The 22,436-nt window shown below is 73.2% G+C and carries 16 protein-coding genes; 14 read left to right on the forward strand and 2 right to left on the reverse strand.

All coding sequences use genetic code 11. From position 1 onward, the window contains the following. Positions 1–3,581, forward strand: a 3,581-nt coding sequence (locus DLJ59_RS18665; protein WP_124773927.1) for a S8 family serine peptidase, incomplete at its 5' end; no start/stop codon positions are given. A gap of 122 nt (positions 3,582–3,703) precedes the next feature. On the opposite strand, the gene DLJ59_RS18670 is transcribed toward DLJ59_RS18665, so the two are convergent. Beyond that, entirely contained in the window at positions 3,704–4,723 is a 1,020-nt protein-coding gene (locus DLJ59_RS18670; protein WP_124773928.1) for a helix-turn-helix domain-containing protein, read from the reverse strand. An 89-nt stretch (positions 4,724–4,812) separates the two neighbouring features. On the opposite strand from DLJ59_RS18670, the gene recN reads away from it, so the two are divergent. The 9 genes from recN (at position 4,813) to DLJ59_RS18715 (ending at position 17,552) form a co-directional block, all read left to right on the forward strand. Continuing rightward, positions 4,813–6,570: a DNA repair protein RecN gene (gene recN / locus DLJ59_RS18675; RefSeq protein WP_124773938.1), complete on the forward strand. Its 1,758-nt coding sequence runs from the start codon at positions 4,813–4,815 to the stop codon at positions 6,568–6,570. A 119-nt stretch (positions 6,571–6,689) separates the two neighbouring features. Further along, positions 6,690–7,868 (forward strand): putative cytokinetic ring protein SteA, encoded by a 1,179-nt coding sequence (steA, locus tag DLJ59_RS18680; protein WP_124773929.1) that lies wholly within the window; start codon positions 6,690–6,692, stop codon positions 7,866–7,868. Between the two features lie 27 nt (positions 7,869–7,895). Beyond that, entirely contained in the window at positions 7,896–8,837 is a 942-nt protein-coding gene (locus DLJ59_RS18685) for a copper transporter (RefSeq protein ID WP_124773930.1), read from the forward strand. Positions 8,838–8,904: 67 nt separating this feature from the next. Continuing rightward, entirely contained in the window at positions 8,905–9,771 is an 867-nt protein-coding gene (locus tag DLJ59_RS18690; RefSeq protein ID WP_124773931.1) for a hypothetical protein, read from the forward strand. A gap of 1 nt (position 9,772) precedes the next feature. After that, a complete protein-coding gene (gene murJ, locus DLJ59_RS18695) occupies positions 9,773–11,461 on the forward strand; it encodes a murein biosynthesis integral membrane protein MurJ (protein ID WP_124773932.1) in 1,689 nt (562 codons plus the stop codon). Then, the gene (locus tag DLJ59_RS18700) at positions 11,458–12,627 is read left to right on the forward strand and encodes a glycosyltransferase family 4 protein (protein WP_124773933.1); all 1,170 of its coding nucleotides are present in this window, start codon (positions 11,458–11,460) and stop codon (positions 12,625–12,627) included. Before murJ ends, DLJ59_RS18700 begins: the two co-directional genes overlap by 4 nt. Continuing rightward, a complete protein-coding gene (locus DLJ59_RS18705; RefSeq protein ID WP_244236111.1) occupies positions 12,627–15,041 on the forward strand; it encodes a hypothetical protein in 2,415 nt (804 codons plus the stop codon). Before DLJ59_RS18700 ends, DLJ59_RS18705 begins: the two co-directional genes overlap by 1 nt. Before the next feature lie 163 nt (positions 15,042–15,204). Then, positions 15,205–16,956, forward strand: a complete 1,752-nt coding sequence (locus DLJ59_RS18710; protein ID WP_124773934.1) for a CTP synthase — start codon at positions 15,205–15,207, stop codon at positions 16,954–16,956. Next, entirely contained in the window at positions 16,953–17,552 is a 600-nt protein-coding gene (locus tag DLJ59_RS18715) for an NUDIX domain-containing protein (protein ID WP_124773935.1), read from the forward strand. Before DLJ59_RS18710 ends, DLJ59_RS18715 begins: the two co-directional genes overlap by 4 nt. A gap of 85 nt (positions 17,553–17,637) precedes the next feature. Here DLJ59_RS18715 and DLJ59_RS18720 read toward each other — a convergent pair whose 3' ends face one another. After that, complete coding sequence (locus DLJ59_RS18720) at positions 17,638–17,922, reverse strand: TM2 domain-containing protein (RefSeq protein WP_425271440.1); 285 nt, start codon at positions 17,920–17,922, stop codon at positions 17,638–17,640. 278 nt (positions 17,923–18,200) lie between these two features. Between DLJ59_RS18720 and ald the strand changes: the two genes are divergently transcribed. The 4 genes from ald to DLJ59_RS18740 form a co-directional block, all read left to right on the forward strand. Continuing rightward, a complete protein-coding gene (gene ald / locus DLJ59_RS18725; protein WP_124773936.1) occupies positions 18,201–19,316 on the forward strand; it encodes an alanine dehydrogenase in 1,116 nt (371 codons plus the stop codon). A 38-nt stretch (positions 19,317–19,354) separates the two neighbouring features. Continuing rightward, positions 19,355–20,320: a site-specific tyrosine recombinase XerD gene (locus DLJ59_RS18730; protein WP_124773937.1), complete on the forward strand. Its 966-nt coding sequence runs from the start codon at positions 19,355–19,357 to the stop codon at positions 20,318–20,320. A 179-nt stretch (positions 20,321–20,499) separates the two neighbouring features. Beyond that, positions 20,500–21,423 (forward strand): ParA family protein, encoded by a 924-nt coding sequence (locus tag DLJ59_RS18735; RefSeq protein WP_030334877.1) that lies wholly within the window; start codon positions 20,500–20,502, stop codon positions 21,421–21,423. Positions 21,424–21,464: 41 nt separating this feature from the next. Continuing rightward, a partial coding sequence (locus DLJ59_RS18740) for a segregation and condensation protein A (protein WP_425271441.1) occupies positions 21,465–22,436 on the forward strand: 972 nt, incomplete at its 3' end.

Genomic DNA, 22,436 nt, shown 5'->3' on the forward strand with positions numbered 1-22,436 from the left:
GCATCACCCTGATCACCGGCGACCAGGTCGACCTGGTGCAGGCCGCACCCGGTCGGGTCGCCGCCACCGTCCGCCCCGGCCCGGGGCGGAACCGGATCACCTTCCAGACCATCGAGGCCGACGGCGGGTTGCGGGTCCTGCCCAGCGACGTCGTGCCGTACCTCTCCGCCGGGGTGCTCGACCCCGACCTGTTCGACGTCCAGGAGTTGGCGGCCGACGGATACGGCGATGCCGCGCAGGCCGCGTTGCCGCTGATCGTCCGCTATCAGGAGCCGGCCGCCGGACGGGTCAGGCCGCTGACCGGTGCCACCGACGCGCGTCCCCTGGAGAGCATCAACGGCGCCGCGCTGCGGGTCGGCAAGGGTGACCTCGGTGGTCTGTGGACGTCGCTGCGCGGCGCTGCCGGGCAGCGGGTCAGCGCCGGCTCGCCGGCCCGGCTCGGCGCCGGTGTCGCCCGGATCTGGCTGGACGGGAAGGTCCGCCCGACGCTGGAGCACAGCGTGCCGCAGATCGGTGCCCCGACCGCCTGGGCCGCCGGTCGGGACGGTGCCGGCGTGAAGGTGGCGGTGCTCGACACCGGTGTCGACGCCACCCACCCCGACCTGGTCGGTCGGATCGCCGAGGCGCAGGACTTCTCCGGCAGCGGCAGCGCCCGCGACGGGCACGGCCACGGCACCCACGTCGCCTCCACCATCGCGGGCAGCGGGGCGGCGTCCGACGGGAAACGCAAGGGCGTCGCCCCGGGCGCCCGGTTGCTCGTCGGCAAGGTGCTCGACGACGCCGGCTCCGGCTACAGCTCGTCCATCATCGCGGGCATGGAGTGGGCCGCCCACTCCGGCGCGAAGGTGGTCAGCATGAGCCTCGGCGGCGACCCGACCGACGGCACCGACCCGATGAGCCAGGCGGTGAACGACCTGACCGCCGAGACCGGCGCGCTCTTCGTGGTCGCCGCCGGCAACTCGGGCGCCGCGCGTACCGTCGGCGCGCCCGGCGCGGCCGCGGCGGCGCTCACCGTCGGCGCGGTGGACCGCGCCGACAACCTGGCGGAGTTCTCCAGCCGGGGTCCGCGCCTCGGCGACAACGGCCTCAAGCCCGAGATCACCGCGCCGGGCGTCGGCATCGTCGCCGCCCGCGCCGCCGGCACCACCATGGGTACGCCGGTGGACGACGCCTACACGACCGCGTCCGGCACCTCGATGGCCACCCCGCACGTGGCCGGAGCGGCGGCGATCCTCGCCCAGGAACACCCTGACTGGGCCGCCGCGAAACTCAAGGACGCGCTGGTCAGCACCACGAAGGCGAACCCGGCGTTGACCGTCTTCGAGCAGGGCGCCGGCCGGGTCGACGTGGCCCGCGCGCTCGGCCAGCGGGTGTACTCCTCCGCCACCGCCGACTTCGGCCGGCTCAGCACCGGTGGCGCGACGGTCGAGCGGACCGTGACGTACACCAACGGCGGCACGGCACCGCAGACCCTGCGGTTGGCCCTGGAGCTGCGCAACCTGGACGCCGGCACGGCCGAGACCGACGGGGTCGCGGTCGGCGGCGCCGAGGTGACCGTACCGGCCGGCGGCAGCGTCGCCGTGCCGCTGCGGGCGGACCCGGCGAAGCTGGACCGGGGTGTGCACAGCGGGTGGCTGGTGGCCACCGGAGCGGACGGCATCGCGGTGCGCACCGCCGTCGCGCTCACCCTCAGCGGCCCGTTGCACACCGTGACCGTCAAGGCGCTGGACATGAAGGGTCAGCCGGGGCTCGCGTCGGTGCTCACCCTCTTCGGTGAGCAGCCCGAATCCGACTGGCTCGGCTGGGTCGGCGGTGAGGTGCAGCTCCAGGTCGAGGAGGGCCCCTACCTGGTCGAGGCGCTCATCGAGCACGGTGCCCCGTTGGACGAGCAGATCACCCTGGTCACCGACCCGGAGCTGCTGATCGACAGGGACCTCACCGTCGTGCTCGACCCGCGCAAGGGCACCCCGGTACGGATCGAGACGCCGAAGCCCACCGAGCAGCGGTCGACGATCAGCTTCTACGAGCACCGGGTCTTCGGCAACGGCCGGCAGGTGGACCACGGTGTGATGACCTACAGCACCATCCAGCAGGTCAACGTCACGCCGACACGCCCGGTCAAGCGGGGCGAGTTCGAGTTCGCGTCGCGCTGGCAGTTGGTCGCTCCGATGGTGGACGCGAAGATCAGCGGGGTGTCCGGGCCGCTGGACATCAACCTGATGGGCTACTCGCCGGCGCCTTCCGATCGGCGCAAGCTGCCGCTGGTCTTTGCCGGTACCGGCACCCCCGCCGAGCTGACCCGGGTACGCGGTGCCGCCGCGCTGCTCGCCGGCAGCCCGGACCGCTCCGAGGATGAGCAGATCGCGGCGGCAGCCGCCGCCGGCGCCGCCGTCGTGCTGATCGTCCGGCCGGCGGACTTCAGCGCATGGACGGTGTGGCAGCCTCTCGGGGACCGGCTGCCGATCCCGTCGCTGGTGGTCGCGCACGATGACGGGCAGAAACTGATCGCGAAGGCCCGGAAGGGCCGGACGACGTTGGACCTGACGCTGACCGTGGACAGCCCGTACCTCTACGACGTGTGGCAGGTCTCGAAGGGCCGGGTGCCGGAGCGGATCGTGCACACGGTCACCGCGAAGAACACGGCCGAGGTGACCGCCAGCTACGGTGACGTCGGCGGTACGGAGTGGGCCACTGAGCAGCGGTTCGGCTGGCGTCCGTGGCAGGAGGCCTCCTGGAACGACGACCAGCGGCCGGTGCGTACCGGCACCACCCGGCAGGAGTTCGTCAGCTCGGGGGACTCCTGGTGGCAGCACCAGGTCCTGCACAAGGTGACCTGGTCCTGGGGGCGTCTGCTCGGTGGGCTCACCGAGCAGCCCCGACGCTACGCCGCCGACGACCGGGTGACCGAGACCTGGCACGCGCCGGTGATCCGCCCGGCCGTCCCGGCCCGCGGGGCGCCGGTGCCCACCCGCACCGGGGACAACCTGGACCTGCGGGTGCCCGAGTTCGTGGATTCCGAGGGGCACTACAGCGTGGCCGGTGACAGCGAGGAGTCGGACACCGTGACGGCGCGGGTCAGCCGCGACGGCCAGCAGATCGCGGACCTCTCCGAGGGCTGGGCGCCGGTGCCCACGACCGCCGGGGCGGCCCGCTACCGACTGGACGTGAGCACCCAGCGATCCTCGGCCGAGTGGCGCTACGGCACGCGCACCGACACCGCCTGGGAGTTCACCTCGGCCCGACCGGCGGGCGACGCCGCCACGCCGTTGTCGCTGCTGCAGGTGGACTACCGGGTGCCGGCCGACCTGCTCGGCACGGTACGCGGCAACCGGTCGCACCAGCTGGGGCTGACCCTGCGGCAGCCGACCGGGGTGCCGGCGCCGACCAGCACCAGCGTCCGGGTGCAGGTCTCCTTCGACGGGGGCGTCACCTGGCGCAACGCGCCGACCAAGGGGTCGGGCACCCGGTACACCGCGACCGTGCCGGCGGGGCGCGGAACGGTGTCGCTGCGGGTGCACGCCGCTGACCGGGCCGGGAACACCGTCGATCAGACCGTGCTCCAGGCGTACGGGCTGCGCTGATTCGGACCGGGTGGGGCGGCCTGGCCGTCCCGCCCGGCCGGGTGGGGTCCGCCGTCGGTCGACGGCGGACCCTTTCGGCAACCGCCGGTCGCCTCGTGGTCCGGCCGGACCGGGTGGACGCGTCAGAGCCAGCCGCGGCGGGCGACCTGGAACGCCAACCCGGGCCGGGTGTCCACGCCGGCGGCGGCCATCAGGTCGGCGATCCGCCGTTGCACGGTCCGCCGGCTCACCCCGAGCTGGGAGGCGATGGACTTGTCCGGTACGCCCGCCACGAACAGCGACAGCAGCCGCGCCTCGTCGGCGTCGGGCTGGTAACCGTCGCCCGGATGACCCTCGGGCTCCGGCCGACGAGCCTCCGGTGCCGCGACGGCGAGCGGGTCGTCGAGCCGTAGGCGGGTGGCCACCCGCCAGTGACTTTCGAAGAGGGCGAGCAGCGCGTCGAGCAGTTGACTGCGTCCGATCACGGCGGCGCTCGGTTCGCCGCCGTCGCGGTCCGGCACCAGCGGGCAGATCGCCGTTCGGGCGTCCACGATGGCCAGTCGGACCGGCAGCCGGTCCAGGACGCGGGCCTGCTCGCCGGCGGCGACCCCCTTGGCCAGGTCCGCCAACGCGCCCGGCTCCAGCAGCAGGTCACGCTCGTAGATGGCCCGGTAGGTGACCCCACGGGCCAGCGCGTCGAACTCCTCGACATTCTCCGGGCCGGCCATGGCCAGGGGGTTGGCCCGGCAGAACCAGAGCACCTCGGTGCGCGCCGAGTTCTGCAGGTCGCGCAGGCGGTCCCGAAGGACCCGGGCGCCGGTGATCACCTCCACGAGGTGCTCGACGTGGTGCCGGCGCAGTCCGGAGCGGTACTCCTCGGCCAACTGGGTGACCAGCCGGCGGGCCGTCTCCAGGTCCTCCTGGCGGCGCAGCAGCGTCCCGCCGAGGGCGACGTCCGGGGCGGTCGGGCGCAGCGGGGCGTCCGGGTCGTTGTCGGTGGGCTGCACGAGACCCTTGGCGCGCAGCGCCTCGACCTGGGCGACGACCTGCTCCCGGGGCCGGTGCAGGCGATGAACCAACTCGTCGATGCGGGCCGTGGTGAGCTGGAGCAGGCAGCGGTAGAGCTCCTCCTCAGCCGAGGTCAGGCCGATGACGTCCAACACGGGGCAGAACTGTACGTCGGCCGGGTACGGGCCGTACCCGGGCCCGTCGGCTGGTCAATTGTCGGGCCTCGCGTCTACTGTCGGTGGCTGTGCTGGAAGAGCTGCGCATCACCGGACTGGGCGTCATCGAGGACACCACGCTGCCGTTGACCGGCGGCATGAACGTCATCACCGGCGAGACCGGTGCGGGCAAGACGATGGTGGTCACCGGCCTCGGCCTGCTCTTCGGCGGCCGGGCCGACGCCGGGCGGGTCCGCGCCCAACCCGGCCGGGCGGTGGTGGAGGGGCGTCTGCGGCTGCACGGGCGGGTCGCCGACGCCGTGCACGCGCGGATCACCGAGGCCGGTGGTGAGCCCGACGAGGACGGCTCGGTGCTGCTGAGCCGGACGGTGACGGTGGAGGGGCGCTCGCGGGCCCACGTCGGCGGCCGGAGCATGCCGGTGTCGATGCTCGGTGAGGTCGGCGAGCAGGCGGTCGCCGTGCACGGGCAGTCCGACCAGCTGCGGCTGCTGCGCCCGGCCGAGCAGCGGGCCGCACTGGACCGGTTCGCCGGCCCCGCGCACGAGAAGCTGCTCGACGCGCTGCGCGAGGCGTACACGGGGTGGCGTCGGGTGGTCGACGACCTGGCCGACCGGCGGCGCAACGCCCGGGAGCGCAACCAGGAGGCCGACCTGTTGCGGTTGGGCCTCGACGAGATCACCCGGGTCGATCCGCAGCCCGGTGAGGACGACGAGCTGAAGACCGAGGCGCAGCGGCTGGAACACGCCGAGGGCCTGCGGACGGCGGCGCAGATCGCCCAGCAGTGCGTGGCCGGTGGCGCGGAGGCCGCCGACGAGACCCCGGACGCTGCGGCGCTGCTCGGCACCGCCCGGCGGACCCTGGAGGCGCAGTCCGGCACCGATCCGGCGCTCGGTGAGCTGGCGGCCCGCCTGGAGGAGGCGGCGACGCTGGTCACCGACGTGTCCGCGGAGCTGTCGGCGTACCTGGCGACGTTGGACGCGGACCCGGCCCGGTTGCAGCACGTCTACGAGCGGCGGGCGGCGCTGCGCGCGTTGACCCGCAAGTACGCCGACGACGTCGACGGGGTGATCGCCTGGGCCGATCGGGCGCGCACCCGACTGTCCGATCTGGACCTGTCCGACGACGTGCTGGACGAGTTGGCGCGGGAGGGTCAGCGGCTCGCCGTCGAGGTGGCCGACCTCGCCGGCCGGGTTTCCACCTCCCGGCAGGAGGCGGCGATCCGCTTCGCCGACCAGGTCACCGTCGAGCTTGCCGGGCTGGCCATGCCGCACGCGCGGATCGAGGTGGCGGTGCTGCCGCGTCCGGCCGGGCGCGCCGAGCCGACGCTGGCGGTCAACGGCGTCGAGGTGGGTGTCGCCCCGGACGGCGGTGACGAGGTGGAGCTGCGGTTGCTGGCCCACCCGGGCGCGCCGTCGCTGCCGTTGCAGCGCGGCGCCTCCGGCGGTGAGCTGTCCCGGGTGATGCTCGCCATCGAGGTCGTGTTCGCCGGCTCGGGCGGCCCGCCCACCTTGGTCTTCGACGAGGTCGACGCGGGGGTCGGCGGTCAGGCGGCGGTGGAGATCGGCCGCCGGTTGGCCCGGTTGGCCCGCAGCCACCAGGTGCTGGTGGTCACGCACCTGCCGCAGGTGGCTGCGTTCGCCGACCGGCACCTGGTGGTGGCGAAGGACACCGGTGGTGCGGTGACGACCAGCGGTGTGCGGGTGGTGGAGGACACCGAGCGGGCCCGGGAGTTGGCGCGCATGTTGGCGGGTTTGCCCGATTCAGATCTGGGTATCGCCCACGCCGAGGAGCTGTTGGCCGTGGCCGCCAAGGAAAGGCGGTTGTGACGCCGCGTATTGTGAGCGCAAGCACACCGGCTTGTGCCGGTGTGTGCTTCCCTGGGTAGGCGGCCCTGCTCAGGCATGTCGCGACAGAAAAGCCTGCCTCACATGCCAGGATGGTCACGATGCGTCTACCCACGTTGCGCCGGAACCGGAACTCCGAACCGGGCAGAGTCCTCGGCACCGCGCGCCTTGATCGCCGGACGAAACGCCTGGTCGGTCGGCTGCGCCCCGGTGACATCGCGGTCATCGACCACGTCGACCTGGACCGGGTGGCGGCCGACTCGCTGGTCGCCGTCGGGGTCGCGGCGGTGCTCAACGCCAAGCCCTCGGTCTCCGGTCGTTACCCGAACCTCGGCCCGGAGGTGTTGATCGCCGCCGGCATTCCGCTCCTCGACGACCTGGGGGAGGGCGTCTTCGAGCGGATCCGCGAGGGCGACCAGGTGCGCATCGAGGGCAACACGGTCTTCGCCGGTGACGAGCCGGTGGCCCACGGCAGCCTGCAGGACGCCGAGTCGGTCGGCAAGGCGATGGCGGACGCCCGGGAGGGTCTGTCGGTGCAGTTGGAGGCGTTCGCCGCCAACACGATGGACTACCTGCGCCAGGAACGCGACCTGCTGCTCGACGGCGTCGGGGTGCCGGACATCGAGACCCAGATCCAGGGTCGGCACTGCCTGATCGTGGTGCGCGGCTACGACTACAAGGCCGACCTGGATGTGCTGCGCCCGTACATTCGGGAGTTCAAGCCGGTGCTCATCGGCGTCGACGGCGGCGCGGACGCCCTGGTCGAGGCGGGCTACACCCCCGACATGATCATCGGCGACATGGATTCGGTCACCGACGACGTGCTGCGCTGCGGCGCCGAGGTGATCGTGCACGCGTACCCGGACGGCCGGGCGCCCGGCCTGCCCCGGGTCAACGGCCTCGGTGTGCCGGCGATCACCTTCCCGGCCGCGGCGACCAGCGAGGATCTGGCCATGCTGCTCGCCGACGAGAAGGGTGCCTCGCTACTGGTGGCTGTCGGCACCCACGCGACCCTGGTCGAGTTCCTGGACAAGGGTCGTGGCGGGATGGCCTCGACGTTCCTGACCCGGCTGAAGGTCGGCGGCAAGCTGGTCGACGCCAAGGGGGTGAGCCGGCTCTACCGGCAGAGCATCTCCGGCTCGTCGCTGCTGCTGCTGGTGCTGTCGGCGATCGCGGCGATGGCGTCCGCGGTGGCCGTGTCGACCGTCGGGAAGGCGTACCTGGGCGTGGTCGCCGAGTGGTGGGACAATTTCGTGTTCCAGCTGTACCGGCTTTTCTAGTTCCCGACCGATCAAGAGGCTGCAAGCGTGATCAACTTCCGCTACCACGTGGTGTCCCTCACCGCGGTCTTCCTGGCTCTGGCGATCGGCCTGGTGGTCGGCACAGCCGCCCTCAACGGCCCGCTCGCCGACTCGCTCGAGGGGCAGGTCACCGGGCTGCGCAAGGACAACCAGCACTGGCGCCAGACGGTCAGCAACATGGAGAAGCAACTCGCGCTGGAAGAGGAGTTCGCCGAGGAGATCTCCCAGGTCGTCCTGCCCGGCACCCTCACCGGGCATCGGGTCGCGGTGCTCAGCCTGCCCAACGGCCGCGACCACACCGAGGGCGTGCTCAAGAAGCTCCAGCAGGCCGGCGCCACCATCACCGGTCAGGTCGACCTGCAGGACAAGTTCATCAACCCGGACAACAACTCCAACCTGCTGGAGTTGGCCGTCACCGCGGCCCGCCCGACCGCGCAGACCACTGGCCTGCCGGGCAACGGACACGGCGTGGAGACCTCCAGCGCGCTGCTGGCCAGCGTCCTGCTGGACCGGCCCCAGGGCATCGCGCCGGTCAGCGACGCCGACCGGCGGGCGGTGCTCGCCGCCTACAACAACGCCGGCTACCTCACGACCGACAGCAACAAGGTCACCGCCTCGGCGGAGGCCGTCGTCGTGGTCAGCGGCCAACCGTACGTCGACAAGGACTCCGACAAGCGGGACGAGTCGGTCGTCAAGATCGCTGAGCAGTTCGACCGCACCGGGTCGATCGTGGTGGCCGGCAACGGTTCCGTCGGGGGCAACCTGGTCGGCGTGGTGCGCGGCGACCCGGTGCTCACCCAGACCATCTCCACGGTCGACAACGCCAACACCGTGCAGGGGCAGGTGGTCACCACCCTCGCCTTGGTGGAGCAACTCACCGAGAAGAAGGCTGGACAGTACGGCGTCGGCGACAACGCCCCGTCGCTGCTGCCTAGACTGCCCCAGTGAGCGAACGACGTACCCCCGTGTCCGGATCCCACCAGGTGGCGCGTGACCGAGCCAGCGAGGTGGCGGCGTGAGCGCGCTGGGCCGGCTGCTGATCGCCGGCGCGGGTGCCGCGGCAGCCCGGTACGCGCTGCGTGAGGCACGTACCTCGCCGGCCGGGCCCGCGTTGGAGCGCACCAACTTCCGGGGCCGCAGGGTGAGCCTGGCCGCCGGGCCGGCGCTCGCCGCCGGCGCGGCCGCCGCTGGCGCGTTCGGCGCCACCGGCGGTGCCGCCGGTGGGGCCGCCCTGGTCGCCGGGCTCGGCGCGGGCGGCGTCGGGCTGTACGACGACGTGGTCGGCGCGCGGCCGGAACAGAAGGCCGCCAAGGGCTTCGCCGGGCACCTCGCCGCGCTGCGCGAGGGACGGATCACCGCCGGCCTGGTCAAGGTCGTCGGGGTGGGTGCCGCCGGGCTGGGCGCCGCCGCGCTGCTCACCGCCGACCCCCGGGTCGCCGCGCATCCGCGCCGGCAGCGGCAGCGGGCGTTCGGTCGGGGTGTCGACGTGCTGCTCGGCGCCGGCGTGATCGCCGGCACGGCCAACCTGCTGAACCTGCTCGACCTGCGACCGGGCCGGGCGATCAAGTCCGGGCTGCTGCTCGCCGCGCCACTGACCGGCGGCCCGCAGGGCGGGATCGCCGCGGGTGCGGCCGGCGCCGCCGCCGGCCTGCTCCGCGACGACCTGGCCGAGGACGTGATGCTCGGCGACAGTGGCGCGAACGCGCTCGGGGCGCTGCTCGGCGTCGCGCTCGCCGCCCGCACCGGCCCAGTCGGCCGGGCCGGTCTGCTCGCCGTCCTCGCCGGGCTCACCGCCGCCAGCGAGAAGGTCAGTTTCACGGCGGTGATCCAGCGGACCCCGGGGCTACGCGAACTCGACGCACTGGGCCGGCGCGCCGACTGACGTGAACAGACCGGCACCCCTCGCCGGCGCCGGCCGGCTGGCCGGAGCAGCCGCGCTCATCGCCGTCCTCACCGTGGCCAGCCGACTCGCCGGCTTCGGCCGCACCGCCGTGTTCACCGTGGGCCTGGGCCACACCGACCTCGGTGGCGCCTACGTGGTGGCCAACGCGGTGCCGAACTTCATCTTTGAGATCGTCGCGGGTGGGGCGTTGGCCAGCCTGGTCGTGCCGCTGCTGGCCGGGGCGGTGGCGGCCGGCGACCGGACAGCCGTCGCCCGGACCACCGGCGCGCTGCTGACCTGGACGCTGGCCTTGCTGGTCCCGCTCGCGCTGGTCGTGGTGTTCGCCGCTGGGCCGGTGATCGGGCTGCTCGGCGACGGGTTGACCCCCGCGCAGCAGCAGAGCGGCGTGCGGATGTTGCGGGTCTTTGCGCCGCAACTGCCGTTGTACGGAGTCGGCATCGTGCTCACCGGGGTGCTCCAGGCACACCGCCGCTTCGCCTGGCCGGTGCTCGCCCCGTTGTTGTCCAGCCTCACCGTCATCGTCGTCTACCTCGTGTTCGGCGCGACCCAGGGACGCTACGCCACCGTCGGCGGGGTGAGCCGCGGCGGCGAGTTGCTGCTCTCTGCCGGGACCACCCTCGGCGTGGTGGTGCTGTCGTTGTCGTTGCTGATTCCGGTCCGCCGGTTGCACCTCGGACTGCGACCTGGATTCGGGTTCACCGCTGACGCGCGGGCCCGGGTCGGCGGGTTGGCGGTGGCCGGCGCGGTTACCGTCACCACGCAGCAGATCGCCCTGATCGTCAGCCTGAACCAGGTCACGTACGGTGCGGCGACCAACCCCACCGTCTACAACCTGGCGCAGACCGTCTACCTGTTGCCGTGGGCGGTGCTGGCGGTGCCGCTGGCCATCGCGGCCTACCCGACCCTGGCGGCGGCGCGGGCCGCCGGGGACGAGCACACCTACCGGGCCACCCTGGCACCGGCCGTTCGCGGCGTGCTCCTGTTCAGTTGCCTCGGCACGGCCGCGTTGATCGGGACCGCCGGGCCGGTCGGGCATTTCTTCTTCCCGCCGGAGGCCGCGTCGACCGCCGCCGCCGCGATCATCGGGTACGCGCCCGGGCTGGTCGGCTATGGCCTCTTCGCGGTGCTCACCCGGGCGCTCTATGCCAGAGGTGAGACCCGGGCGGCCACGCTCGCCACCGGGGTCGGCTTCCTGGTGGTGCCGGCCGTCGTCCTGCTGCTCGGCGCGCTGTTGCCGCTGCGGGACCGGGTGCTCGCGGTGACGTCCGCGAACTCGGTGGGGATGCTGGTGCTCGGCGCGTTGCTGCTCCTGGCGGTGCTGCGCAGCGCCGGCCGTTCCGCGCTGACGGGTGCGGCGCGGGCCGGGGCGGCCGGTGGCCTCGCCGGTGTGCTCGCCGGGCTCGCCGGCTGGGGCCTCACCCGTTGGCTCGCCACGCCGGACGACGGCACCCCGACGATGGCGGCGGCGTTCGGTCAGGGCATGCTGTCCGGGGTTCTGGTTGGGGTTGTGTTCCTCGCCGTGGTCTGGTTCGTCGACCGGCGGGACGTACAGCCACTGCTCGCCGGGGTGCTGCGGCGTCTGGGCCGGCGGGGGCCGTCCGGCGGTGCGCCGACACCGGGCGCGGGCTCCGCGGAGCGGGGCGACGGGAAGGAGACGGCGACGCGATGACTGAGCCAGCTCTGCCTGCCGGCTGGTCGGGCACTGTCGCGTTGGTGCTCGCGTCCAGCACCGGCGGCGTCGGCCAGCACGTCCGCTCGGTGGCCCGTGGCCTCGTCGCGGGTGGCGCCACCGTCCTGGTCTGTGGGCCCGCGGCGACTCAGGAGCAGTTCGACTTCACCGGTGTCGGTGCGCGTTTCGAGCCGGTGGAGATCCCGGCCAGCCCGACTCCGGCCGACGCCCGCGCCGTGCTCGCCCTGCGTCGGGTGCTCACCGCCGCCAGCGTCGACGTGGTGCACGCGCACGGCCTGCGGGCCGGGTTGGTCGCCGTGCTGGCCCGTCCGACCGCCCCGCTGATCGTCACCTGGCACAACGCGGTGCTCGCGGGGGGCCTGCGGGGCGGGGTGTCCCGGCTCGTCGAACGGGTGGTGGCCCGGGGTGTGCGGGTGGCGCTCGGCGCCTCCATGGACCTGGTGCGACGGGCCGCCGAGGTGGGCGCCGCCGACGCCCGGCTCGCCCCGGTCGCCGCGCCGACGTTGCCCGCGCCGCGCCGACGCCCGACGGCGGTACGCGCCGAGTTCGGCGTCCGCGCGGACCAGCCGCTGATCGTCTCGGTGGGTCGGCTGCACCCGCAGAAGCGTTACGACGTGCTGATCGACGCGGCGGCCCGCTGGCGTACCCGTACCCCGCCGCCGGTCGTGGTGATCGCGGGCAGCGGGCCGGCCTATCTGCCGCTCGCCGCACGGACCTCCGCCGCCCGCGCGCCGGTGACCCTGCTGGGGCACCGTACCGACGTGGCCGACCTGCTGGCCGGCGCGGACCTGGCGGTGGTGACCAGCGACTGGGAGGCGCGGCAGCTCTTCGCCCAGGAGGCGCTGCGCGCCGGTGTTCCGCTGGTGGCCACCGCGGTCGGTGGGCTTCCGGATCTGGTCGGCGACGCCGCCACGTTGGTCCCCGCCGGTGACGTGGACGCCCTCGACGCGGCCGTACGCGCGTTGCTGGACGACCCGGCGGCGCGGGCGGAGTTGGGCCGGCGTGGTGTCGAACGGGCGGCGACGTGGCCGACCGAGGCGGACACCGTCGCCACGCTCGTCGCCCTCTACGCCGAGCTGGCCGGGGATCCCGGCGGTCCGACGGCCGCCCCGGACTCCGACGCCCCGAGAACGGGACACCGGTGATGCTGCGCCGAATCGCTCCCGCCCTGTTGACACTGCTCGTGGTGGCGTTGGGCGTCACCGCGCTCGCCGCCCGCCCACCCCGGGGCACCCCGCAGCGCACCGCCGACTTCGTGGTGCTCGCCGGGGTCGCCGGGCTGCGCTGGGAGGACGTGGATCCGCAGCACACCCCGACGCTGTGGCGGATGGCCCAGGACGGGTCGATCGGCTCCCTGTCGGTGCGCTCCGCGCACCAGCCCACCTGCCCGGTGGACGGCTGGTTGACGGTGGGCGCGGGCAGCTTCGCCGCGTGGAACGGCAGCCGGGCGGTCGATGGTTGCCCGGCGGCGGCGGTGACCGTGGAACAACCGGACGGGATCGGCGCGAACCTGCCCGACCAGGAGAGCGTGGTCCAGTACAACCAGCAGCGGTTGCGCTGGGGCGCGCTGCCCGGCTCGTTGTCGGAGTCGGTGCGGTGCTCCGTCGCCGTGGGCCCGGGAGCGGCCGTGGCCGCCGCCCGACCGTTCGGCCGCGTCGACCGGTACGCCCCGGAGCTGCCGGCCGACCCGCGGCCGCTGCTCGGCTCGTGTGTGTTGAGCATCGTCGACCTCGGCACGGTCGAGGGCGCCGATCCGGCGACCCGCGCCGAGCAGGCCCGCGCGGCCGACGCCGAGCTGGCCCGGGTGCTGGCGGCGCGACCCCCGCGGTCGTTGGTGCTGGTCGCGGGGATCTCCGACACCGACCAGCCGTCGCGGCTGCACGTGGCGGTCGCCGACGGGCCGGGCTGGGAGCGGGGGTGGCTCACCTCGGCCAGCACCGGACGCGACGGGTACCTGCAACTTGTCGACCTCGCGCCGACCGCCCTCGCCGCGTTGGGTCGGCCCATGCCGGAGCGGCTCTTCCTCGGCCGTCCGGCGGTCAGCATCGAGGGCCGTCCGGCCGACCTGGCCGAGGCGATCAACGCGCCGGCTAACGCCGACCGGGAGGCGGCCGCCCAGCGGGCTGTCTCCGGTGTGTTCTTCGCGCTGCTCGCCGCGGTGCAGGTGCTGCTGGCGCTCGCGATCCTGCCGCTGCTGCGCCGGGCCCGTCCGCACGCCGGCCCGGCCGGCCCGACGCCCGTCTCCAAGCGGATCGTGGCGGTGGTGGAGCTGCTGCTGGTCGCCGCGGCGTTGACGGTGCCGGCGGCGCTGCTGGCCGACGCGGTGCCCTGGTGGCGCGGCGAACACCCCGGGTGGATCTTCGGCGCGGTGACCGCGCTGCTGGTGGCCGCCGGCACCGCGGCGGTGCGGTTCGCACCCGGGTACGCGGGCACCCTCGGGCCGGTCGGCGCGGTGGCTGGCCTCACCACGCTCGTGGTCGGGCTGGACGTGCTCACCGGGGCCCACCTCCAGCTCAACAGCGTGGTCGGCTACTCGGCGTTGCAGGGCGGCCGGTACGCCGGGCTGAGCACTGTGGGGTTGGGAGTGTTCCTCGCCGGCGCGTTGGTCACCGGCGGCTGGTTCGCCCAGCGGGTGCACCGGGGTTGGCGGCCAGCGGTGATGGTGGCGGTCGGTGGTCTCGCCGTGGTGGTGGTCGGCAGCCCGTACCTGGGTGCCGACCCGGTCGGCGCGATCGCGCTCACCGCCGGGGTGAGCGTCGCCGCCGTGATCAGCGCCGGCGGCTGGCTGACGATCAGCCGGTTGGCCTGGGCCACCATGGCCGCGCTGGCGGTCGGTATCGGGTTCGCCGTGGTGGACCTGCGGCGTCCCGCGGCGGAGCGGGGCAGCCTGGGCCGGTTCCTCTCCGCGCTCGGTGACGGCACCGGTGGGTTCGCCGTGCACCGGTCCAGCACGGAAAATTTCGAGACGTTGGTCAACAGTCCGCTGACCGTGCTGGCGCTGGCCGGTGGATTGCTGGTGTGGTTCGCCCTGTTACAGCCGTGGGGTGGGCTGATGCGGCTGCTCGGCATCTACCCGGCGGTCCGGGCCGCGCTGGCCGGCACGGTGGTCGCCGCGGTCCTGGGTGGTGTGCTCGACGGCGCGGCACTGGATGTGATGGGCGCCGCCGCCGCCCTGGTGGTGCCGATGGCCGCCCTGGCGTCGCTGCGGGTGCTCCGGCACGCCGCGGACCGAACCCGCCCGGCACCGGACCGCTCCCGGGCCAACAGCGCCGACGACGAGTCGGGGTCGGGCGGGGTGGGCCCCGCCGGTGGGGACGACGGCCCGACCGGTGGCGGTGGGCCAGTGGGCACCGTGCACCCCGGCCCGGTCGGCGGCCCGCCCGCGAACGCGTCGGCGAAGGCCACCGAACCGGTGTCGGACCCTGCGGAGGACCGCCGCGGGGACGCCGCCGACCCGGTCGAACCGACCGCTGGCGGGTCGACGCCGGACGTCGCCCCACCGGTGCCCGTGGCGCCCCGGCAGGTCTCCCGGTCATCGACGGAGGTTGCCGCGCCCTGAGCGCCGGGCCTCGTCCGGATGTCCCGGAGGTGTCGCAGCCGGGGTGCGGCCTGCGAGTACCCGCCCGGGAGGTGTTACCGTCGAATCCCGTGGATCGCGTGATCACTTTGCTGATCAAGCACGGCGGTCTGCATGACCGCGACAGACGACACGGGAGCAGGCCTTGGCCCCATCAGCACGGACGACCAGGCACATTTTCGTCACCGGGGGCGTCGCCTCCTCGCTGGGTAAGGGCCTCACCGCCTCCAGCCTCGGCAACCTGTTGACCGCGCGCGGGCTGCGCGTGGTGATGCAGAAGCTCGACCCCTACCTGAACGTCGACCCGGGGACGATGAACCCGTTCCAGCACGGTGAGGTCTTCGTCACCGAGGACGGCGCCGAGACCGACCTCGACGTCGGGCACTACGAGCGTTTCCTCGACCGGGCGCTGTCCGGCAAGGCGAACGTCACCACCGGCCAGATCTACTCCGACGTGATCGCCAAGGAGCGGCGGGGGGAATACCTGGGTGACACCGTCCAGGTCATCCCGCACATCACCAACGAGATCAAGTCCCGGATCGTGGGGATGGGTGATCCGGACGAGGACGGCCAGCTCCCCGACGTGGTGATCACCGAGGTCGGCGGCACGGTCGGCGACATCGAGTCGCTGCCGTTCCTGGAGGCGATCCGCCAGGTCCGCCACGACCTGGGCCGCGACAACTGCTTCTACCTGCACGTCTCGCTGGTGCCGTACCTGGCGCCCTCGGGTGAGCTGAAGACCAAGCCGACCCAGCACTCGGTGGCGCAGCTGCGCAACATCGGTATCCAACCGGACGCGATCGTGCTCCGCTGCGACCGGGAGATCCCGGTGAAGCTCAAGGAGAAGCTGTCGCTCTACTGCGACGTGGACGCCGAGGCGGTCGTCGCCGCCCCGGACGCCCCGAGCATCTACGACATTCCGAAGGTGCTGCACCGGGAAGGGCTCGACGCGTACGTGGTGCGCCGGCTCGGGCTCTCCTTCCGCGATGTGGACTGGGCCAGCTGGGACGACCTGTTGGAGCGGGTGCACCGCCCCCGGCACACGGTCACCGTCGCGGTGGTCGGCAAGTACGTCGATCTGCCCGACGCGTACCTGTCGGTGAGCGAGGCGATCCGGGCGGCCGGGTTCGGTAACCGGTCGCGGGTGCAGATCAAGTGGGTGCCCAGCGACGAGTGCGTCACCCCGGCGGGCGCGGCGGCGGCCCTGGCCGGCGTGGACGGCATCGTGATCCCCGGCGGCTTCGGCGTACGCGGCATCGAGGGCAAGATCGGCACCGCCCGGTACGCCCGCGAGGCCGGCATCCCGCTGCTGGGCCTCTGCCTCGGCCTGCAGTGCATGACCATCGAGGTGGCCCGGCACCTGGCCGGCCTGGACGGCGCCAACTCGTTGGAGTTCGACGAGCAGGCGGCCCACCCGGTCATCGCCACGATGGCCGACCAGGAGGACATCGTCGCCGGCCGGGGCGACCTGGGCGGCACCATGCGGCTGGGCGCGTACCCGGCGACGCTGACCGAGGGCTCGATCGTCGCCGAGGCGTACGGCAGCACCGAGATCAGCGAGCGGCACCGGCACCGCTACGAGGTGAACAACGCCTACCGGGACGCGCTGACCAAGGCGGGCCTGCACATCTCCGGCACGTCGCCGGACGGCCGGCTGGTCGAGTTCATCGAACTGGACCGCAGCCTGCACCCGTTCTTCGTGGCCACCCAGGCGCACCCCGAGTTGAAGAGCCGCCCGACCCGCCCGCACCCGCTGTTCGCCTCGTTCGTCAAGGCCGCGGTGGCGTACTCGCAGGCCGACCAGCTGCCGGTCGACCTGGACGCGGCGGCGGAGGCCCCGACGACGCGCAAGGCGGCCCGCAACGGCGCCGCGACGAAAGCGGCGTCCACCTCGTGAGCGAGCACCGCTACGAGGTGCGTTCCCGGCAGGAGCGGTACCAGGGGCGGATCTTCGACGTGGTCACCGAGGAGGTGACCATGCCGGGCGGTGGGACCGCGTTGCGGGACCTCGTCCGGCACGTCGGGGCGGTGGCCGTGGTGGCGCTCGACGACGCCGGTCAGGTGGTGCTGATCCGGCAGTACCGGCACCCGGTCGGGCGGCACCTGTGGGAGCTGCCGGCCGGTCTGATGGACGTCTCCGGTGAGGAGTTGCCGGCGGCGGCGCTGCGGGAGCTGGCCGAGGAGGCCGACCTCACCGCCGGGCAGGTCGACGTGCTGGTCGACCTGCACAGCTCGCCGGGGTTCACCAACGAGATCGTCCGGGTGTTCCTGGCCCGGGACCTCGCCGACGTGCCGGTCGACGAGCGGCACGAGCGTCACGACGAGGAGGCCGACCTCCAGGTCGTCCGGATCGACCTGGACGAGGCGGTCGCCATGGTCCTGGCCGGTGAGATCACCAACGCCGCCGCGGTGGCCGGGCTGCTGGCCGCGGCCCGCGCCCGGGACGCCGGCTTCACGTCTCTGCGCCGGGCGCAAGCGCCGCTGCCGCGCTGAGTGTCGCCGCCGGTCCAGCCGGCGGGAGTACGCGCCGAAGGGGCCCCGCGGTCAGCCGCGGGGCCCCTTCTCACCGTCTGGGGTGTCAGTCGCGCAGCGGACGACCCTGCGCGTCCGTGCCGCCGTTGACCAGGATGAGGATGCCGTCGATGAGGCCCCAGAGGCTGCCGAAACCGCAGGTCACCACGCTCACGACGAGCTGCAGCACGCCGGTCTTGATGTCACCCATGTAGAACCGGCCCGCGCCGAAGAAGCCGAGCAGGATGCCGAGGACGCCCGCGACGATCTTGCTCTTGTCGGACACGCCCTGGGGGTACCCCGGCTGGGGGTAGCCGGGCTGATAAGGAGGAGTGGTCATGGGCGGACACATTAGTGATCCACTCGTCGGCTGTCCGCACCGCCACCCGGCAGATGGGACGATAATGGTGAAACACTGTCCTGTCGGCTGAGGTGACGCTCGACCGTGCATCCGGGTGTGCCCTGACACTTCGTCAGGACTGCCGCGCACCGGATGCCACTGTGCTGGCTCGCGGCGGCGCTGGGCGGGCCTAGACTGCCGCCGCGGGAGAGGTGTACCGCGGTGGCAAAGGGGCCGTCGCGGCACCGAGCAATCGGGGGAGAGCAGCCCCGAAGAGAGGTGTCTGCATCGTGAAGGTCGGAATCCCACGCGAGGTCAAGAACCACGAGTACCGCGTGGCGATCACGCCAGCGGGCGTCAACGAATTCACCCGCAGCGGCCACCAGGTCTTCGTCGAGTCCGGCGCCGGGGTTGGCTCCAGCATCACCGACGAGGAGTTCGCCGCCGCCGGCGCGAAGATCCTCGCCACCGCCGACGAGGTGTGGGAGACCGCCGAGCTGGTGCTCAAGGTCAAGGAGCCGATCGCCGAGGAGTACCACCGGATGCGCGAGGGGCAGGTGCTCTTCACCTACCTGCACCTGGCCGCCTCCAAGGAGTGCACCGACGCGCTGATCGACCGCAAGGTCACCGGCATCGCGTACGAGACCGTCGAGCTGCCCGACCGGTCGCTGCCGCTGCTCGCCCCGATGTCCGAGGTGGCCGGCCGGCTCGCTCCGCAGGTGGGCGCCTTCTACATGATGCGTACCGGCGGTGGGCGCGGTGTGCTGCCCGGCGGTGTCTCGGGCGTCTACGCGGCCAAGACCGTGGTCATCGGCGCCGGCGTCTCCGGCATGAACGCCGCCGCGATCGCGCTGGGCCTGCAGTCCGAGGTGCTGCTGCTGGACAAGAACGTCGCCCGGCTGCGGCAGGCCGACGCGATCTACCGGGGCCACCTGCAGACCGTCGCCTCCAACGCGTACGAGGTCGAGCGGGCCGTGCTCGACGCCGACCTGGTCATCGGCGCGGTGCTGGTGCCCGGCGCGAAGGCCCCGACGTTGATCTCCAACGAGCTGGTCTCCCGGATGAAGCCGGGCAGCGTGCTCGTCGACATCGCCATCGACCAGGGCGGCTGCTTCGAGGACTCGCGCCCCACCACGCACGCCGACCCGGTCTACAAGGTGCACGAGTCGATCTTCTACTGCGTCGCGAACATGCCCGGCGCGGTGCCGAACACCAGCACGTACGCGCTGACCAACGTCACCCTGCCGTACGCCCTGGAGCTGGCCAACCAGGGCTGGCGCGAGGCGCTGCGCAACGACGCGGCGCTGGCCCTGGGCCTCAACACCCACGCCGGCCAGGTCACCTACGGCCCGGTCGCCGAGGCGCACGGCATGGACGTGCTCCCGCTGGCCGACGCGCTTTCCTGAACGGTGGCGGGCTGACCAGCGGCACGGACCCCGCCGGCGTGGGCGAACCGCCCGCGCCGGCGCTGCGCCGTGCCGTGCGCGGCTACCTCGACCACCTGACCGTCGAACGTGGCCTCTCCGCGAACACGCTCGCCTCGTACCGTCGGGATCTGGACCGCTACCTCGCCACCCTGGTCGATGCCGGCGTCGCCGACCTCGCGTCGGTCGGCGCCGCCGTCGTCGAGTCGCACCTGGCGCGGCTGCGCGCCGGCGACGACGCACACCCGCCGCTGGCGGTCTCCTCCGCCGCCCGCGCGGCCAGCGCGGTACGCGGCCTGCACCGCTTCGCGCTGCGCGAGGGCCTCGCCGGCGCCGACCCGAGCCGCGACGTGCGCCCGCCGACCCCGCCCCGACGACTGCCCCGGGCGCTGCCCGTCGACGACGTGGTCCGGCTGCTGGAGACCGCCGGCCCGATCACCGCGACCGGCGACGACGCGCCCCTGGCGCTGCGCGACCGGGCACTGTTGGAGTTCCTGTACGGCACCGGCGCGCGCATCTCCGAAGCGGTCGGCGCCGCCGTGGACGACCTCGACACCGACGACGGCACGGTGCTGCTGCGCGGCAAGGGCGGTCGGGTGCGGCTGGTGCCCATCGGTGGGTACGCCGTCGACGCGGTCCGCGCCTACCTGGTCCGGGCCCGCCCCGGCCTGGCCGCCGGCGGCCGGGGCACCCCGGCGGTGTTCCTCAACGCCCGCGGCGGCGCGCTGTCCCGCCAGGGCGCCTGGGGCATCCTGCGCCGCGCCGCCGACCGGGCCGGGCTGCCCGTCGACGGCCCCGCCGCCGTCTCCCCGCACACCCTGCGCCACTCGTACGCCACCCACCTGCTCGACGGCGGCGCCGACGTGCGGGTGGTCCAGGAACTGCTCGGCCACGCCTCGGTGACCACCACCCAGGTCTACACGTTGGTCACCGTGGAGCGGTTGCGCGAGGTGTACGCCACCGCCCACCCGCGCGCCCAGGGCTGAACCGGTCGCGGTCGGCGCCGACACGCCGGGCCGGTGCCGAACCCCCTGCTGGTCGGTGGCGTACAGTCGGCATCGGCGCGGACCTCCTGGAGCGACACGGCCGGGGTGCGCAGCGGCGCCGCGAAGGACGTCGGACGGCTCCGACGCCGGGTGGGTCGTCGGGAGGGGGCAACGAGCACATGGCTGGCAACGGTGACCGTGCCGAGACCTGGACGTCGGAGCTCCGCGAGCAGCAGGCCACGCTCGGTGCGGACCTGGGTCCTGCGGACCCGGCTGCCTACACGATGCGCAAGCCCATCCCCGAGCCGATGCCCACGGACCGGCACGGCCCGGCGCGCATCATCGCGATGGCCAACCAGAAGGGTGGCGTCGGCAAGACGACCACCACCATCAACCTCGGCGCGGCCCTCGCTGAATACGGCCGCAAGGTGCTGCTGGTCGACTTCGACCCGCAGGGCGCTCTCTCGGTGGGCCTGGGCGTCAACCCGCACAACCTCGACCTGTCCGTCTACAACCTGCTCATGCAGGACGACGTGACCGCCGAGGACGTCCTCATCAAGACGGACGTGGCGGGCCTGCACCTGCTGCCGGCCAACATCGACCTCTCCGCCGCCGAGATCCAACTGGTCAACGAGGTCGCCCGGGAGATGGCCCTGGCCCGGGTCCTGCGCACGGTCCGCAAGGAGTACGACTACATCCTGATCGACTGCCAGCCGTCGCTCGGCCTGCTGGCGATCAACGCGCTGACCGTCGCGCACGGTGTGCTCATCCCGCTCGAGTGCGAGTTCTTCAGCCTGCGCGGTGTGGCACTGCTGCTGGACACCATCGACAAGGTGCGTGAGCGGCTCAACTTCGACCTGGAGCTCGAGGGCATCCTCGCCACCATGTACGACAGCCGCACCACACACTGCCGCCAGGTCCTCCAGCGGGTGGTGGAAGCGTTCGGCGACAAGGTCTACCAGACGGTCATCACCAAGACGGTGAAGTTCCCCGAGTCCACGGTGGCCGGTGCCCCCATCACGACGATGGACCCAGCATCCTCCGGGGCACGTAACTACCGTCAGCTGGCCCGCGAGGTGATCGCCGCCCAGTCGGAGCGGTAGCCGGAACGCCCGGTGCCCGCCTTGTGGACTACGGTCGTCCGGTGACCGCGCCACCCCTCGACCCACCCGAGACCGCCGCCGCGGCCGTGGTCGACGATGCGCAGCGCGCCGATCCCGCCGCCACCGGGTTCACGGTCCGGTTGGCCAACTTCACCGGCCCGTTCGACCTGCTGCTGCAACTGATCGGCAAGCACAAACTCGACGTCACCGAAGTTGCCCTGCACACGGTCACCGACGAGTTCATCGCCTACATCAGGGCGATGGGCGACAACTGGGACCTGGACGAGGCCAGCGAGTTCCTGCTCATCGCCGCGACCCTGCTCGACCTGAAGGCGGCCCGGTTGCTGCCCGCCGCCGAGGTCGAGGACGAGGCCGACCTCGCCCTGCTGGAGGCCCGCGACCTGCTCTTCGCCCGACTGTTGCAGTACAAGGCGTACAAGGAGGCGGCGGCGCACATCGCCGAGCTGGAGGCCGTCGGTGGTCGCCGCTACCCGCGCGCGGTCAGCCTGGAACCCCGCTACGCCGAGGCGCTGCCCGACCTGGTGCTCGGCATCGGCCCCCAGCGGCTGCTGAAGCTGGCCGTGAAGGCGATGACCCCGAAGCCGGTGCCCGAGGTTTCCATCGCTCACGTGCACATGGTCCGGGTCAGTGTCCGAGAACACGCGGCCATCCTCACCGCCCGGTTGCGTCGGGCCGGCACTGCCACGTTCTCGCTGCTCTGCGCCGACTGCGAAGCCACCCTGGAGGTGGTGGCCCGGTTCCTCGCGCTGCTGGAGCTGTACCGGGAGGGCCTGGTGTCGTTCGTGCAGGAGCAAGCGCTGGAGGAGCTGACCGTGCGCTGGACCGGCCCGGCCGACGGCGACACCGAGCTGCACGTCGACGAGTACGCCGGCACCCCGGCCGACGACGCGGATCCGGCGAGAGCTGCGCCTGAGCCGGCGGCGGGTGGGCCCGCGCCGGTGCGGGATGCGCCTGAACCGCTGGGGGCTGGGCTGGCGGGGGCTGAGCCTGCG

This window comes from Micromonospora inaquosa (genome assembly GCF_003857055.1).
GTDB classification, from domain to species: Bacteria; Actinomycetota; Actinomycetes; order Mycobacteriales; family Micromonosporaceae; genus Micromonospora; species Micromonospora inaquosa.

Coding starts and splice junctions, on each gene's coding strand:
- steA (WP_124773929.1), top strand. CDS start 6,690: ATGCGTCTACCCACGTTGCGCCGGAACCGGAACTCCGAACCGGGCAGA.
- DLJ59_RS18735 (WP_030334877.1), top strand. CDS start 20,500: ATGGCTGGCAACGGTGACCGTGCCGAGACCTGGACGTCGGAGCTCCGC.
- DLJ59_RS18720 (WP_425271440.1), bottom strand. CDS start 17,922: ATGTGTCCGCCCATGACCACTCCTCCTTATCAGCCCGGCTACCCCCAG.
- DLJ59_RS18705 (WP_244236111.1), top strand. CDS start 12,627: ATGCTGCGCCGAATCGCTCCCGCCCTGTTGACACTGCTCGTGGTGGCG.
- DLJ59_RS18700 (WP_124773933.1), top strand. CDS start 11,458: ATGACTGAGCCAGCTCTGCCTGCCGGCTGGTCGGGCACTGTCGCGTTG.